Origin of the sequence: Nocardia beijingensis NBRC 16342 (assembly GCF_001612785.1) — a bacterium.
Classification (GTDB): domain Bacteria; phylum Actinomycetota; class Actinomycetes; order Mycobacteriales; family Mycobacteriaceae; genus Nocardia; species Nocardia beijingensis.
Window position 1 is genome coordinate 75759 of the sequence record NZ_BDBC01000019.1, and the last position, 13774, is coordinate 89532.

A 13774-nucleotide genomic window follows, 5' to 3' on the forward strand; every position below is an offset into this window, starting at 1 on the left:
GCGCGTCAGAGCGACTTGCCGACGAGGCCGATGAGATCGGCGAGGCGGTTGGAGTAGCCCCACTCGTTGTCGTACCAGGACACGACCTTGACCTGGTCGTCGATCACCTTGGTCAGCGGCGCGTCGTAGATCGACGAGGCCGGGTCGGTGACGATGTCGCTGGAGACGATCGGGTCGGTGTTGTACTTCAGGATGCCCTTCAGCGGACCCTCGGCGGCGGCCTTGTAGGCGGCGTTGATCTCCTCGATCGAGGCCGACTTGCGCAGGGTGGCGGTCAGGTCGGTGACCGAGCCCGTCGGGACCGGGACGCGCAGCGCGTAGCCGTCCAGCTTGCCCTGCAACTCGGGCAGCACCAGGCCGATGGCCTTGGCGGCGCCGGTGCCGGTGGGCACGATGTTCAGCGCGGCGGCGCGGGCGCGGCGCAGGTCGCTGTGCGGGCCGTCCTGCAGGTTCTGGTCCTGGGTGTAGGCGTGGATGGTGGTCATCAGGCCGCGCTCGATGCCGAACTCGTCGTTGAGCACCTTGGCCAGCGGGCCGAGGCAGTTGGTGGTGCACGAGGCGTTGGAGATGATGTTCTGGCTGCCGTCGTACTTGTCGTCGTTGACACCCATGACGATGGTGATGTCCTCGCCCTTGGCCGGCGCGGAGATGATCACCTTCTTGGCGCCCGCAGCCAGGTGGCCCTTGGCCTTGGTGGCGTCGGTGAAGATGCCGGTGGACTCGACGACCACGTCGACGCCCAGGTCGCCCCAGGGCAGCGCGGCGGGGCCCTCCTTGATGGCCAGCGCCTTGATCCGCTGGTCGCCCACCACGATGGTGTCGTCGCCGTCGAGGGAGACGTCCTGGGGCAGCCTGCCCAGGATCGAGTCGTACTTGAGCAGGGTCGCGAGGGTCGCGTTGTCGGTGAGGTCGTTGACCGCGACGATCTCGATGTCGGTGGTGCCGAGCGCCTTCTGCGCCTCCACCGCCCGGAAGAAGTTACGTCCGATACGACCGAAGCCGTTGATGCCTACCCGGACAGTCACGTTATCGCTCCTCAACTTTCCAGCGGATCATTCCGATGTCCACTCACACTAACGTCCTGCCGTGGCCTCGCCGACACGCACCTGGCTTTCGCGCGAGCCGCGATGCCTGGTCAGACGCCCGACCAGCAGGAGTCGCAGCGGGCCGGAAACACGCGATCCCCGCGACCGGGGACGGCGCGGGGATCGTGGAAAACGCGTGCTCAGGCTTCGTCGAGCAGTTCGGCCGTGACGGCCGATTCGGTGTCGGGCACGCCCAGCTCCTTGGCGCGCCGGTCGGCCATCGACAGCAGCCGCCGGATACGGCCAGCGACAGCGTCTTTCGTCATCGGCGGGTCGGCGAGCTGGCCGAGTTCCTCCAGCGACGCCTGCCGGTGCTGCACCCGCAGCCGGCCCGCCGCGGCGAGATGATCGGGCACGTCGTCGCTGAGGATCTCCAGCGCGCGTTCCACCCGCGCCGCCGCCGCGACCGCCGCCCGCGCCGAGCGGCGCAGGTTGGCGTCGTCGAAGTTGGCCAGCCGATTCGCGGTCGCGCGCACCTCGCGGCGCAGCCTGCGTTCCTCCCACACCATCCTGGTGCCGTGCGCGCCCATCCTGGTCAGCAGCGCGCCGATCGCCTCACCGTCGCGCACCACCACGCGATCGGTGCCGCGCACCTCCCGCGCCTTGGCCGTGATGCCGAGCCGCCGGGCCGCGCCGACCAGCGCCAGCGCCGCCTCGGGACCGGGGCAGCTGACCTCGAGCGCCGAGGAGCGGCCCGGTTCGGTGAGCGAGCCGTGGGCGAGAAACGCACCGCGCCAAGCGGCTTCGGCGTCGGCGATGCTGCCGCCGACCACCTGCGCGGGCAGGCCGCGCACCGGACGGCCGCGGACGTCGAGCAGACCGGTCTGCCGGGCCAGCGCCTCGCCCTCCTTGGAGACGCGCACCACGTACCGCGAGGTCTTGCGCAGTCCGCCCGCGCCGAGCACGTGCACGTCGGAGCCGTAGCCGTAGAGCTCGAAGATCTCCCGGCGCAGCCTGCGCGCGATGGACCCCATGTCCACCTCGGCCTCGACGATCACCCGGCCGCCGACGATGTGCAGGCCGCCCGCGAAACGCAGCAGAGCGGACAGTTCCGCCTTGCGGGAACTCACCTGCGACACCGTGAGCCTGCTCAGCTCGTCTTTCACATCGGCTGTCATCGCCACGGGACGCGCTCCTTTCCACCCAACCCGGAACGCACATCCTGACCCATGTGCCGTCCCTCGACTCGAAGCCCTGCCATTTGCGGCCGAGGTTGCCGGATCAGTTGATCCAGTGCGGCGGCAAGTTTTCCGGGGTGATGCCGGTCCGTTCCCGCTTCGGCGACATCGGAGAAGGTTACTCGCGCCCGCAACTGCTCGGCAGCCCTGGCCACATGTTCCCGCTCGCGGCCCTCCGGCACGCAGCCGGAGTCGACCAGCACCTCATCGACGACGAATTCCGGTGCGTGCTGGGACAATACATGCAAATGCCGTTCGGCGGAGAACCCCGCGGTCTCCCCCGGCTCCGCGGCGAGATTGAGCACGAGGACTTTCCGCGCCCTGGTGTACACCAGGGCCTCCCGTAGCTCGGGGACGAGGACGTGCGGAATCACGCTGGTGAACCACGATCCCGGGCCGAGCACCACGACGTCGGCGTGTTCGATCGCCGAGGTCGCCTCCGGGCTGGCCGGTGGATCGGACGGAATCAGCCGCACCCGCCGCACCTTACCCGGCGTCGTGGCGATGGCAACTTGACCGCGAATGCAGCGGCTCACCCGAGGATCGGCTTCGAGCCCGGACACATCCGCCTCGATGTCCAGCGCGATCGGCGACATGGGGAGGACGCGGCCGGTGATGCGCAACATGCGGGCGACTTCGTCGAGCGCGGCCACCGGGTCGCCGAGCACCTCGGTGAGCCCCGCCAGGATCAGATTGCCCACGGAGTGCCCGGCCAGCGCGCCGGTACCGCCGAAGCGATGCTGCACGGTGCGCGTCCAGACGCCGTCGGCGTCCTCGGCCAACGCGGCCAGCGCCATCCGCAGATCACCCGGCGGCAGCACCCCCAGCTCGGCGCGCAGCCGCCCCGAGGAGCCGCCGTCGTCGGCGACGGTGACCACCGCGCAGATCTTCCTGGTCAGCCGCCGAACCGCGGTCAGCGTCGCGTACAGCCCGTGTCCGCCACCCAGCGCGACGATGCTGGGATTGGATTCCCAACCGGTCATTCTCGCCCCAGATCTCGATGCACGACCCGCACCACGTCGGCGGACTCCTCCGCCTCGCCGGTGACCTCGCTCATCAACTCGCCCAGTGCCTCGGCAATCGCGACGCTCCGGTGCTTGCCTCCGGTGCAGCCCACTGCGACCGTCATGTATCGCTTCCCCTCTTGGCGGTAACCGTTGGTGGTCAGCTCGACCAGGTGGTGGCAGGTGCGCAGGTAATCCTCCGCACCGGGACGCGACAGCACGTACTCGCTGACCACCGTCTCCTGACCGGTATGTTCCCGCAACTCCGGTATCCAATGCGGATTGGGTAGAAAACGGACATCCAACACCATGTCGGCGTCCAGCGGAACCCCGTACTTGAAGCCGAACGACTGCACGGTGAGCTGCAACGCGGTGGGCGCGCCGCCGCCGTAGGCCTCCTCCATCTTGCGGTGCAGCTGATGGATGGACAGCTCGGTGGTGTCGATCACCAGGTCGGCGGCGGCCTTCACGGCCGAAAGGCGCACCCGCTCGGCGGCGATGCCCGCCGACAGCGTGCCGTCCTTGCTCTCGCTCTGCAGCGGATGCCTGCGCCGCGCGAAACCGAAACGTCGGATCAGCACGTCGTCGGACGCCTCGAGGAAAAGGACTCTGGTGCGCACGCCGAGAGTCCGCAACTGCTCGGTGACCACCGAGAGGTCGCCGGTGAAGAACCGGCTGCGCACGTCCATGACCAGCGCGAGACGGCGGATCGGCGGCTTCGCCGAAGCGCCCAGCTCCACCATCCGCCCGAACAGCTCGGGCGGCAGGTTGTCGGCCACATACCAGCCGAGGTCTTCGAGCACGCGGGCGGCGGTGCCTCGGCCCGCGCCCGAGAGCCCGGTCACGATCACGACCTCGACCGGCGGATTCGCCCCGCCGACGGCGCTGGACGAGACCGCTCGTCCCGCGCTCGTCGGCGGGTTGCCCGCACTGCTGTTCGATTCGACGCGTGTCATGTCCTACCGGATCCGTCTCTGGGGTGCCTTCCGATCATCGCGCACCGGCTTCGGTATCGGCCGCAGACACAACGTACGCGAAACCGAAACTTCCGGTGCACTGTCGACTGACTATTCGGACTCGAGCGCCGCAAGGACCGCTTTCGCGGTCGCCAACCCGATGCCGGGCACCTCGGTGATCTCCTCGACCGTGGCCTGCTTCAGCTTGGCCACCGACCCGAAATGGGTGACCAGCGCGGTCCGGCGCGCCGCGCCGAGCCCGGGGACCGAGTCCAGCGCCGAGGCGGTCATCCGGCGGGAGCGTTTGCTGCGATGGAACGTGATGGCGAAGCGGTGCGCCTCGTCCCGGACCCGTTGCAGCAGATACAACGCCTCACTGGTGCGCGGCAGGATCACCGGGTCGCTCTCGCCGGGCACCCAGACCTCCTCCAGGCGTTTGGCCAGCCCGATCACCGCGACATCGGTGATGCCCAGCTCGTCGAGCACCTCGGCGGCCGCCGCGACCTGGGGCGCGCCGCCGTCGACGACGAACAGGTTGGGCGGGTAGGAGAACTTGCGCGGACGCCCGGTGCGGGGATCGATGCCCGGGCGGGAGGTGAGGTCGAGCGCGTCCTCGTCGCCTCCGGTCGCGGCGAGCTCCTCGTGCTCCATCAGGTCGCGCTCGCGGCGCAGCTTGAGGAAGCGGCGGCGGGTCACCTCGGCGATGCTGCCGACGTCGTCGGAGCGGCCTTCGCCCGCCGCTTCCCGGATCGTGTAGTGGCGGTATTCGGACTTGCGGGCCAGACCGTCCTCGAAGACCACCAGCGAGGCGACCACATCGGTCCCCTGCACGTGGCTCACGTCGACGCACTCGATGCGCAGCGGCGCGGTGTCCAGCTCCAAGGCGTCCTGGATCTCCTGCAGCGCTTGCGATCTCGACGTGAGATCGCCCGCTCGCTTGAGCTTGTGCTGGGCCAGCGCCTCCATCGCGTTGCGCTGCACGGTCTCGGCCAGCGCCTTTTTGTCCCCGCGCTGGGGCACGCGCAGCTTCACCGCCGAACCGCGCAGGTCCGACAGCCACTGCTGGACCTGCTCGACGTCGGCGGGCAGCTCGGGCACGAGCACCTCGCGGGGCACCACGGCGGCGGGCTGCTCGTCGGCGGACTGCTCGGCCACCGCCACCTGCTCGCCGTAGAACTGGGTGAGGAACTGCTCGACCAACGCGGCGAGTTCCCCGCCCGCCTCGGGGACGTCGACAGCGTCACCCGACTTGTCGACCACCCAGCCGCGCTGGCCGCGCACCCGGCCGTCGCGCACGTGGAAGACTTGCACCGCGACTTCCAGCTCGTCGGCGGCGAAGGCGATGACGTCGGCGTCGGTGCCCGTGCCGAGCACCACCGCCTGCTTCTCCAGCGCGCGGCGCAGCGCTTGGACGTCGTCGCGCAGCCGGGCCGCGGTCTCGAAGTCCAGGTCTTCGGCGGCATCGTGCATCCGGCGCTCCAGTTCCCGGACCAGGCGATCGGTGCGGCCCGCGAGGAAATCGCAGAAGTCCTCGACGATCGCGCGATGCTCCTCGGCGCTCACCCGCCCGACGCACGGGGCCGAGCACTTGTCGATGTAGCCGAGCAGGCACGGACGCCCGATCTGACTGTGCCGCCGGAAGACTCCGTTGGAGCAGGTGCGCGCGGGAAACACCCGCAGCAGCAGATCCAGCGTCTCGCGGATGGCCCACGCGTGCGCGAAGGGGCCGAAATAACGGACGCCTTTGCGCCGCGCGCCGCGGTAGACGAACAGTCGCGGGTATTCCTCGTTCAGGGTGACCGCGAGCACCGGATAGGACTTGTCGTCGCGGTAGCGGACGTTGAAGCGGGGATCGAATTCCTTGATCCAGTTGTATTCCAGCTGCAACGCCTCCACCTCGGTGGAGACGACCGTCCACTCGACACTCGCGGCCGTGGTGACCATCTGCCGCGTGCGTGGATGCAGCCCGGCGACGTCGGCGAAATACGAATTGAGCCTGCTGCGCAGGCTCTTGGCCTTGCCGACGTAGATGACCTGCCGATGGGCGTCCCGGAATTTGTAGACACCTGGTTCGACGGGGATCGTGCCCGGCGCGGGCCGGTACGTCGCTGGATCTGCCACCCATCCAGGGTATAGACCGGGACCGACAGCCCGGCCGACGGTGGCTCCCGGCGGAGGTCAGCGCACGGGGACCCCGAACCACGCCTTGGCTTCCTGGCGGCACAGCAGGTGCACGACGGCTGCCGACGTGGCGAGCGAGTACCCGGCGGCGACGAGGCCGACGACGGGCGGGACCGTCGCGAGGTCCCTGATCGCCCAGCACCCGACAACCGCCTGCAACAGTGCCAGCGCGAGCGTCAGCCTGCGCACGGCGGGCGCGCCCTCGGCGAATCCCAGCACGAGCAAGCCCAGCGCCCACGCGACGCAGAACTGGGTGGATGCCGTCGCGGCCGCGTCGCCGCCGCGGGTCACATTCATCAGCACGGGATAGGCGAGTCCGAATCCCGCCATCCCGGCGACGGCTTCCCGCACGTCCCTAACCGCGTCCGGCATGGCCGTTTCCACGCCGACGGAGGGCTCCTCACCGGAGAACGCCAAGCTCACAGCCGTACCCCCGTTGGTAGGCGAACCGTCCGGCGCACCTGCGAACACGCCGGAACCGCACCGTAACACGGTGACATGCGGCACAACTCGGACTTCGGGAAATGAACCCGAGCGATCCCGTCGGATCGACCGGCCGGGCTACGCCACGAGACCGTGCCGCCGCAGCGCGGCCAGCAGCGCGTCCGGCCGCTCGGCGGTGGGCAGCGCCTCGACCAGAGCGAACCGGCTGCCCAGCGCCTCGGCGCCGCCGTCGGCCTCGGCGCTGTCGCCGATCATCAGAGCGGCTTCGGCGGGCACACCCAGTTCACCCAGGGCGGAACGGAAGATCTCCGGATCGGGCTTCATGGCGCCGACCTCGTAGGAGAGGGTGAACGCGCCGACCAGCCGATCCCAGCCGCGCGACGCGAACGACGGACGGATGTCGAACGGGATATTGCTGACCACCGCGACCGGAACACCCTGTGCCGCGAGCAGATCGAGAACGGCCGCGCTGTCGGGGTACGGCGTCCACTCCAGCGGGTCGAGCAGCCGGGCATACAGTCGTTCGGCGTCCTCGTCGGTGGGCACTCCCGAGGCGCGCAGCACCTTCATCATCACCTTGCGATGCAGCGCGGGGTCCAGGTCGCGATGATCCCAGGCGTACTGCGTCTCTTCGTCGAACTCGACGACGTGATGGATCGGCGCCGTCATCCGCCGCATGATCTCGGCCTTCTCGTCCACGTCGAACGCCTGCCCGTCCGGGCGGGTCAGGTCCGCGTACCAGGATTCGTCGGCCTCCAAGCGGAACAAGGTCCCGGAGAAGTCGAACAGCACCGCCTCGATCGCCACTCGGCCAGCCTACCGGCCGCGCGCGCGGCGGCTCGGGGCCCGCACCCGCCGTTCCCGGTCGCTCTCGCTTCGACACACGCTGCGGCCAGGGCGATTTCGCCGGTGGGAAGGAAACCGGCGCGGCCTTCGGTACCGGGGGTTAGAGTCCCCGGCATGGGGCGCAAGCGAGGAACTCGGGTCGCCGTAATGGCGGCGTTCGTACTCACCGTCGGCATGGCCACCGCCTGTTCGTCCGGAGAAGACCAGGCGGGCGGTGTCTGCGAGACGGTGCCGAACGGTACGCCGGTGACGGCCGCCGCGACGGGGCCCGCGGGCAGTGGCACCAAGGATCTCAGCACCAACCCGGAAATAGCGTCCGGCTATCGCGCGAACATGACGCCGGTGCGCACGCACACGTTCGCGGTGTCCACGGCGAACCCGGTGTCGACCAAGGCCGCGTGCGAGGTCCTCCGCGACGGCGGCACCGCGGCCGACGCGCTGGTCGCGGCCCAGACGGTGCTCGGGCTGGTCGAGCCGCAGGCCTCCGGTATCGGCGGCGGCGCGTTCCTGGTCTACTACGACGCGAACACCAAGACCGTGGACGCCTACGACGGCCGCGAGACGGCCCCTGCCGCCGCCACCGAGAACTATCTGCGCTGGATCAGCGATACCGATCGCACCGAACCCAAGCCGAACACCCGGGCCAGCGGCCGCTCCATCGGCGTGCCAGGCGTGCTGCGGATGCTCGAACTGGCGCACCACGATCACGGCAAGACCGCGTGGCGCGAACTGTTCGACCCCGCCATCGGACTGGCCGATCAGGGCTTCCGGATCAGCCCCCGCCTCGCGGGACAGATCGCGGAGTCGGCCAAGGACCTCGCCGCGGACGACGACGCCAAGGCGTATTTCCTCAACCCGGACGGTAGCCCGAAGACCGCCGACACCGTCCTGACCAACCCGGCCATGGCGAAGACGCTCGGCGCCGTCGCCACCGACGGCGCGCAGGCCTTCTACACCGGCGCCATCGCCCAGGACATCGTCGCGGCCGCGGGCCGGTCCTCCGGCGGGCGCACTCCCGGCCTGATCACCACCCAGGACTTGGCCGGCTACCAGGCGAAGAAGCGCACCGCCCTGTGCACCGGCTACCGCGAGCACGAACTCTGCGGCATGCCCAGCCCCTCGTCGGGCGGCATCACCGTCGCCGCCACCTTGGGCATCCTGGAGAACTTCGACATGGCCGCCCTGCGGCCCGACGAGATCGACCGCAACGGCGGCAAGCCCGATGCCGAGGCGGTGCATCTGATCTCGGAGGCCGAGCGCCTCGCCTACGCCGATCGCAACAAGTATGTGGCCGACCCGGATTTCGTGCCGCTGCCGGGCAATTCGGCGCAGACCCTGCTGAATCGCGACTATCTGCGTCAGCGCGCCGGGCTGATCGACCGGAACCGCAGCATGGGCACCGCGCAGCCGGGCGACTTCGGCCCCGCGCCGCTCGGCGTCGGCCCGCAACCGCCCGAGCACGGCACCAGCCACATCTCGGTGGTCGACAAGTACGGCAACGCCGCGGCGATGACCACCACCGTGGAGTCGGCGTTCGGTTCGTTCCACCTGGTGGACGGCTTCGTGCTGAACAATCAGCTCACCGACTTCAGCGCCGATCCGCTGGGCGCCGACGGCCTGCCGGTGGCCAACCGGGTGCAGCCGGGCAAGCGCCCGCGCAGCTCCATGAGCCCGACGCTGATCTTCGGCAAGGCGCCCGACGGCTCGCGCGGCGAGCTCACGCATGTCGCGGGCTCGCCAGGCGGTTCGGTGATCATCCAGTTCGTGGTGAAGACGCTGGTCAATATGTTCGACTGGGGCCTGGATCCGCAACAAGCGGTGTCCGCGGTCGCGTTCGGCGCCGGTAACACTCCGTCCACCGGCATCGGCGGTGAGCATCCCGCGATCGACGCCACCGACAACGGCGACCACGATCCGCTGGTGTTGCGGCTGCGCCAGCTCGGCCATCAGGTCTCGGTGGCGCCGCAGTCCAGCGGTCTCAGCGCCCTGAAACGCGACGGCGCCGACGGCTGGATCGGTGGCGCGGATCCACGCCGCGAAGGCGCGGTCCTCGGCGATACGCGGTGATCGAACCGGTGGGCTCGGCCGGACCGCCCGAGCCCACCGGGGCTATCTCCTCCTGAGCATCGGATACACGACCGGACCCCGGCCGATCGGCAGCTCGGCTTGCGGCTGGAAACCGAATCGCGTGTAGAACGGCACCGTGCCGCTGGTGTTCGAGATGAGGAAGCAGTCCTGCTCGGCCGCCGCCAATCGCCGTTCGAGCAGCTCCGTCGCCAGTCCCCGGCCCTGCGCACCGGGCCGCGTCCCGATGGCGGCCAGGTACAGATGCGGCGTCCGCGGCCGTGCGTGCTCCATTAGCCGCCCGGCGGCCAGCGCCCGCGCCGCGCTCGGCCCCAGGGCTCGCAGCAAGGTCAACGGCTTCGCCGTCGGCGACAGCACGTGCGCCGGTTCCCACAGCGCCACACACGCGAGGTTGCCCTCCGCATCGTGCGCGAGATCGACCAGGCCGTTCTTTCGGCGCGACGCGATGCGCGATTCCCAGAACCAGGGCAATGCTTTTCGCCGCCGCGGCTGCCTCGGCCAGAAGTAGGTCATCAGTGGATCGTCGGCGAAAGCCGCCGCGAGAACGGACGCACCTGGCTCCATGACCGCGAGGCTAGACGACCACGCGGACCCGCGCGAGCCGGGCAGCGCCCGCTTACTTCCTCCCGGAATACTTCGCGCCGAGTTCGCGCAGCCGAGCCATCGCCCGCGCCGCGTGCTCCTTGTCGTTCGAGCGGATCGCCAGCAGCGGGACGTAATCGTCGTCGACCAACTCCAGGCGCGCCCACGACTTCCGATCCGGGAACGACACGCCGCGGATGTAGTCCCACGGGAACTCGTTGTCGCCCAAGATATTTCGCACCGACACGCCGCGCGGACCGACGCGGAGGCGCGGCCTGGTCAGCAGCAGCACGGCCGCGGCGCCGAGCAGGCCGATCCCGATCATCGCGATCTGATCGGCCACCCGGAAGTTCACGCCGGTAGACCCACTGCGCAACCAGATACCGCCCACCGTGAACGCGGCCGCCACCAGCACCGCCGCGATCCAGGCCGTCCGCACCGCGCGCCGGGGCCGCACCTCGAAGTCCCACTCGGACGCGTCGTCGGCCGCGACCACGTTCCTCCGGAAGATACGGACGACCGGCATCGCTACGCGGACTGCCGCAGGGCGCGCAGCGTCAGCGCGGCGTCCAGCGCCGCGGCGGCCGCCTGCTCGCCCTTGTTCTCATGGGAGTCCGGCAACCCGGCCCGATCCAGGGCCTGCCGCTCGTTGTTGGTGGTGAGCACTCCGTTCGCGACCGGCGTGCCTTCGTCCAGCGAAACCCGGGTGAGCCCCGCGGTCACCGCGTCGCAGACGTACTCGAAATGCGGCGTGTCACCGCGGATCACCACACCGAGGGCTACCACCGCATCGTGCGACTTGGCCAGCTCCTGAGCCACCACCGGCAATTCCATCGCGCCCGCGCAGCGCACCACCGTGATCTGCTGGACGCCCGCGTCCTTGGCCACCCGCTCGGCGTTCGCCAGCAAGGTGTCGCAGATCTGGGTGTGCCAGCGCGAGGCGACGATGCCCAAGGAGAGTTCCTTGGCGTCCGCCAGCGCGAAAGTCGGTACCCCGGTACCGCTCATCGATGTCCGCCTTTCGGAGTCGGTTCGCAGTTCAGTGCGCGGTCTCGCCGAGGTCGAGCTCGTCGAGTCCGATCAGGTCATGACCCATGCGGTCGCGCTTGGTGCGCAGGTAGCGCAGGTTCTCCGCGTTCGCGCGCAGCGGCATCGGCACCCGCTCGGTGATCCGCAAGCCGTAGCCGTCCAAGCCGACCCGCTTGGCCGGGTTGTTGGTGAGCAACCGCATCGACCGGATGCCGAGATCCACCAGGATCTGCGCGCCGGTGCCGTAATCGCGGGCATCCGCGGGCAGGCCGAGTTCCAGATTCGCGTCCACCGTGTCGTGGCCGGAGTCCTGTAGCTGGTAGGCCTGCAACTTGTGCATCAGGCCGATCCCGCGGCCTTCGTGACCGCGCATGTACAGCACCACGCCGCGCCCCTCGGCCGCGACCATCTCCAGCGCGGCATCCAGCTGCGGACCGCAGTCGCAGCGCAACGACCCGAACACGTCACCGGTCAGGCACTCCGAGTGCACGCGCACCAGGATGTCATCACCGTCGCTGATGTCGCCACGCACCAGCGCGACGTGCTCGACCTCGTCGTAAATGCTCTGATAGCCGACGGCCATGAACTCGCCGTGCGCGGTGGGGATACGCGCCTCCGCCACCCGCACCACATGCTTCTCGTGCCTGCGCCGCCACGCGATCATGTCCGCGATCGAGATCAGCGCGAGCTCGTGCTCGTCGGCGAAGACGCGCAACTCCTCGGTGCGGGCCATGTGACCCTCGTCCTTCTGGCTGACGATCTCGCAGATCACGCCCGCCGGGCGCAACCCAGCCATGCGCGCCAGATCCACGGCGGCCTCGGTGTGACCGGGCCTGCGCAGCACGCCACCGTCCTTGGCGCGCAACGGCACCACGTGACCGGGCCGAGTGAAGTCGTCGGCCTTCGCGTCGGCGTCGGCCAGCAGCCGCATCGTGGTGGCGCGGTCGGCGCCGGAGATGCCGGTCGTGACACCCTCGCGCGCGTCCACCGAGACGGTGTAGGCGGTGCCGTGCTTGTCCTGGTTCATCGCGTACATCGGCGGCAGGCCGAGCCGATCGCAGTCGTCGCCGGTGAGCGGCACACAGATGTAACCGGAGGTGTAGCGGATCATGAAGGCGACCAGTTCGGGGGTGGCCTTCTCCGCCGCGAAGATGAGGTCGCCCTCGTTCTCGCGGTCCTCGTCGTCGACGACGACGACCGCCTTACCGGCGGCGATGTCGGCGACTGCGCGCTCGATGCTGTCGAACCTGGTCACGTCTGCTGTGCTCCATCTCGAAATAGGTGCCTCACCACAGTACTGGGTTGCATTTGCAGCGCCTGCGGCGCTGCGTGTTCGCGGCCCCTTTGTGGCTCGCGTCCGAGTGACCGCCGCTGGCGACTTCGTCGCGGACGCGGCGGCCACTCGGACGCGAGCCGGGCCGCGAACGGCACATGCTCGGTCTCGCTTCGCTCGAAAGACGGGGTGAGGTTCGTCCGGTCGCGCAAGATCGGCGGCACCGGATCCGCATGTCGGCCAGTTCCCGACCGGCTATCGGTCGGCGGCCGACCGCAGCCGCTGTGGCTTGACGCGCACCCCTCGTCCCGCGTGGGCGGGAACAAGCGGGCGGCCACTGTCAGCCGCGCTGCTGGAGGCGTTCGACGTACTTGGCGATGACGTCGACTTCCAGGTTGACGGTGGTGCCGACGGTGGCGAAGCCGAGGTTGGTCAGCGAGAGGGTGGTGGGGATGAGGGAGACCTCGAACCAGTCGGTGCTGCCGGTCTCGGCGGGCTCGTCGGAGACGCCGAGGCCGGAGACGGTGAGCGAGATGCCGTCCACCGTGATCGAACCCTTCTCCACGACGTAGCGGGCGATGTTCTCCGGCAGCGAGATCCGCACCACGTCCCAGTTGTCCGACGGTGTGCGCGAGAGCACGGTGCCGGTGCCGTCGACGTGGCCTTGGACCAAGTGGCCGCCGAGCCTGCTGTTCAGTGCGGCGGCGCGCTCGAGATTCACCTTGGCGCCGACGTCCAGCTTGCCGATGCTGGAGCGGTTGAGCGTCTCCGCCATGACATCGACGGTGAACGAGTCGCCGCCGACCACCTCGACGACGGTCAGGCACACGCCGTTCACGGCGATCGAATCACCGTGCCCGGCATCGGAGGTCACCAGCTCGCCCTTGATCGTCAGTCGCGCGGCGTCGGTCAGCTGCTCGCTGGCGACGATCTCGCCGAGTTCCTCGACGATGCCTGTGAACATGTGCTGTGACTCCTGTCGCGTCGTTGTCTTCCGTTGCGGAAACAGCGCCGGACCCGGCCGCTATTCCCCGCGCCTCCTCAGCCTAGTGACGCGGGACGGTCGTAGACAGCCGCGTCACGGGCTCGCCCGGCCACCCTGCCCTGATCC

At 69.5% G+C, this 13774-nt stretch carries 13 protein-coding genes; 1 reads left to right on the top strand and 12 read right to left on the bottom strand.

The window, feature by feature from the left end; all coding sequences use genetic code 11:
• Window positions 1–5 precede the first annotated feature (5 nt).
• The 7 genes from gap to NB3_RS13550 all read right to left on the bottom strand — a co-directional run bounded on the left by gap (window position 6) and on the right by NB3_RS13550 (window position 7655).
• Window positions 6–1025 carry a type I glyceraldehyde-3-phosphate dehydrogenase gene (gene gap, locus NB3_RS13520; protein WP_063017743.1) on the bottom strand — a complete coding sequence of 340 codons (1020 nt, stop codon included), beginning with the start codon at window positions 1023–1025 and terminating at the stop codon, window positions 6–8.
• 200 nt (window positions 1026–1225) lie between these two features.
• Window positions 1226–2209 (bottom strand): DNA-binding protein WhiA, encoded by a 984-nt coding sequence (gene whiA / locus NB3_RS13525; RefSeq protein WP_043693711.1) that lies wholly within the window; start codon window positions 2207–2209, stop codon window positions 1226–1228.
• Window positions 2200–3246 (bottom strand): gluconeogenesis factor YvcK family protein, encoded by a 1047-nt coding sequence (locus NB3_RS13530; protein WP_067801940.1) that lies wholly within the window; start codon window positions 3244–3246, stop codon window positions 2200–2202. Before NB3_RS13530 ends, whiA begins: the two co-directional genes overlap by 10 nt.
• Window positions 3243–4223: an RNase adapter RapZ gene (rapZ, locus tag NB3_RS13535; protein ID WP_084486207.1), complete on the bottom strand. Its 981-nt coding sequence runs from the start codon at window positions 4221–4223 to the stop codon at window positions 3243–3245. The genes NB3_RS13530 and rapZ overlap by 4 nt, the downstream gene beginning before the upstream one ends.
• Window positions 4224–4334: 111 nt before the next feature.
• Window positions 4335–6344, bottom strand: coding sequence for an excinuclease ABC subunit UvrC (gene uvrC / locus NB3_RS13540; protein ID WP_067801945.1), 2010 nt, complete (start codon window positions 6342–6344; stop codon window positions 4335–4337).
• Window positions 6345–6401: 57 nt separating this feature from the next.
• A complete protein-coding gene (locus NB3_RS13545) occupies window positions 6402–6827 on the bottom strand; it encodes a hypothetical protein (RefSeq protein ID WP_067801947.1) in 426 nt (141 codons plus the stop codon).
• Window positions 6828–6965: 138 nt separating this feature from the next.
• Complete coding sequence (locus NB3_RS13550; RefSeq protein ID WP_067801949.1) at window positions 6966–7655, bottom strand: HAD family hydrolase; 690 nt, start codon at window positions 7653–7655, stop codon at window positions 6966–6968.
• Window positions 7656–7808: 153 nt separating this feature from the next.
• On the opposite strand from NB3_RS13550, the gene NB3_RS13555 reads away from it, so the two are divergent.
• Window positions 7809–9761, top strand: coding sequence for a gamma-glutamyltransferase family protein (locus tag NB3_RS13555; RefSeq protein ID WP_067801952.1), 1953 nt, complete (start codon window positions 7809–7811; stop codon window positions 9759–9761).
• 42 nt (window positions 9762–9803) lie between these two features.
• Here NB3_RS13555 and NB3_RS13560 read toward each other — a convergent pair whose 3' ends face one another.
• The 5 genes from NB3_RS13560 to NB3_RS13580 all read right to left on the bottom strand — a co-directional run bounded on the left by NB3_RS13560 (window position 9804) and on the right by NB3_RS13580 (window position 13627).
• On the bottom strand, window positions 9804–10343 hold the full coding sequence (locus tag NB3_RS13560) for a GNAT family N-acetyltransferase (protein ID WP_067801955.1): 540 nt from the start codon (window positions 10341–10343) through the stop codon (window positions 9804–9806).
• Window positions 10344–10395: 52 nt separating this feature from the next.
• Window positions 10396–10887, bottom strand: coding sequence for a PH domain-containing protein (locus NB3_RS13565; protein ID WP_067801957.1), 492 nt, complete (start codon window positions 10885–10887; stop codon window positions 10396–10398).
• 2 nt (window positions 10888–10889) lie between these two features.
• Complete coding sequence (ribH, locus tag NB3_RS13570; RefSeq protein ID WP_067801959.1) at window positions 10890–11369, bottom strand: 6,7-dimethyl-8-ribityllumazine synthase; 480 nt, start codon at window positions 11367–11369, stop codon at window positions 10890–10892.
• A 31-nt stretch (window positions 11370–11400) separates the two neighbouring features.
• Window positions 11401–12645, bottom strand: coding sequence for a bifunctional 3,4-dihydroxy-2-butanone-4-phosphate synthase/GTP cyclohydrolase II (locus NB3_RS13575; protein WP_039798874.1), 1245 nt, complete (start codon window positions 12643–12645; stop codon window positions 11401–11403).
• Window positions 12646–13003: 358 nt separating this feature from the next.
• The gene (locus NB3_RS13580; protein ID WP_067801961.1) at window positions 13004–13627 is read right to left on the bottom strand and encodes a riboflavin synthase; all 624 of its coding nucleotides are present in this window, start codon (window positions 13625–13627) and stop codon (window positions 13004–13006) included.
• Between the last annotated feature and the right edge of the window lie 147 nt (window positions 13628–13774).

Bases quoted from the DNA above. Each gene is read 5' to 3' on its own strand.
- NB3_RS13565 (WP_067801957.1), bottom strand. From the start codon at position 10,887: ATGCCGGTCGTCCGTATCTTCCGGAGGAACGTGGTCGCGGCCGACGAC.
- NB3_RS13555 (WP_067801952.1), top strand. From the start codon at position 7,809: ATGGGGCGCAAGCGAGGAACTCGGGTCGCCGTAATGGCGGCGTTCGTA.
- ribH (WP_067801959.1), bottom strand. From the start codon at position 11,369: ATGAGCGGTACCGGGGTACCGACTTTCGCGCTGGCGGACGCCAAGGAA.
- NB3_RS13530 (WP_067801940.1), bottom strand. From the start codon at position 3,246: ATGACCGGTTGGGAATCCAATCCCAGCATCGTCGCGCTGGGTGGCGGA.
- rapZ (WP_084486207.1), bottom strand. From the start codon at position 4,223: ATGACACGCGTCGAATCGAACAGCAGTGCGGGCAACCCGCCGACGAGC.
- NB3_RS13560 (WP_067801955.1), bottom strand. From the start codon at position 10,343: ATGGAGCCAGGTGCGTCCGTTCTCGCGGCGGCTTTCGCCGACGATCCA.
- NB3_RS13580 (WP_067801961.1), bottom strand. From the start codon at position 13,627: ATGTTCACAGGCATCGTCGAGGAACTCGGCGAGATCGTCGCCAGCGAG.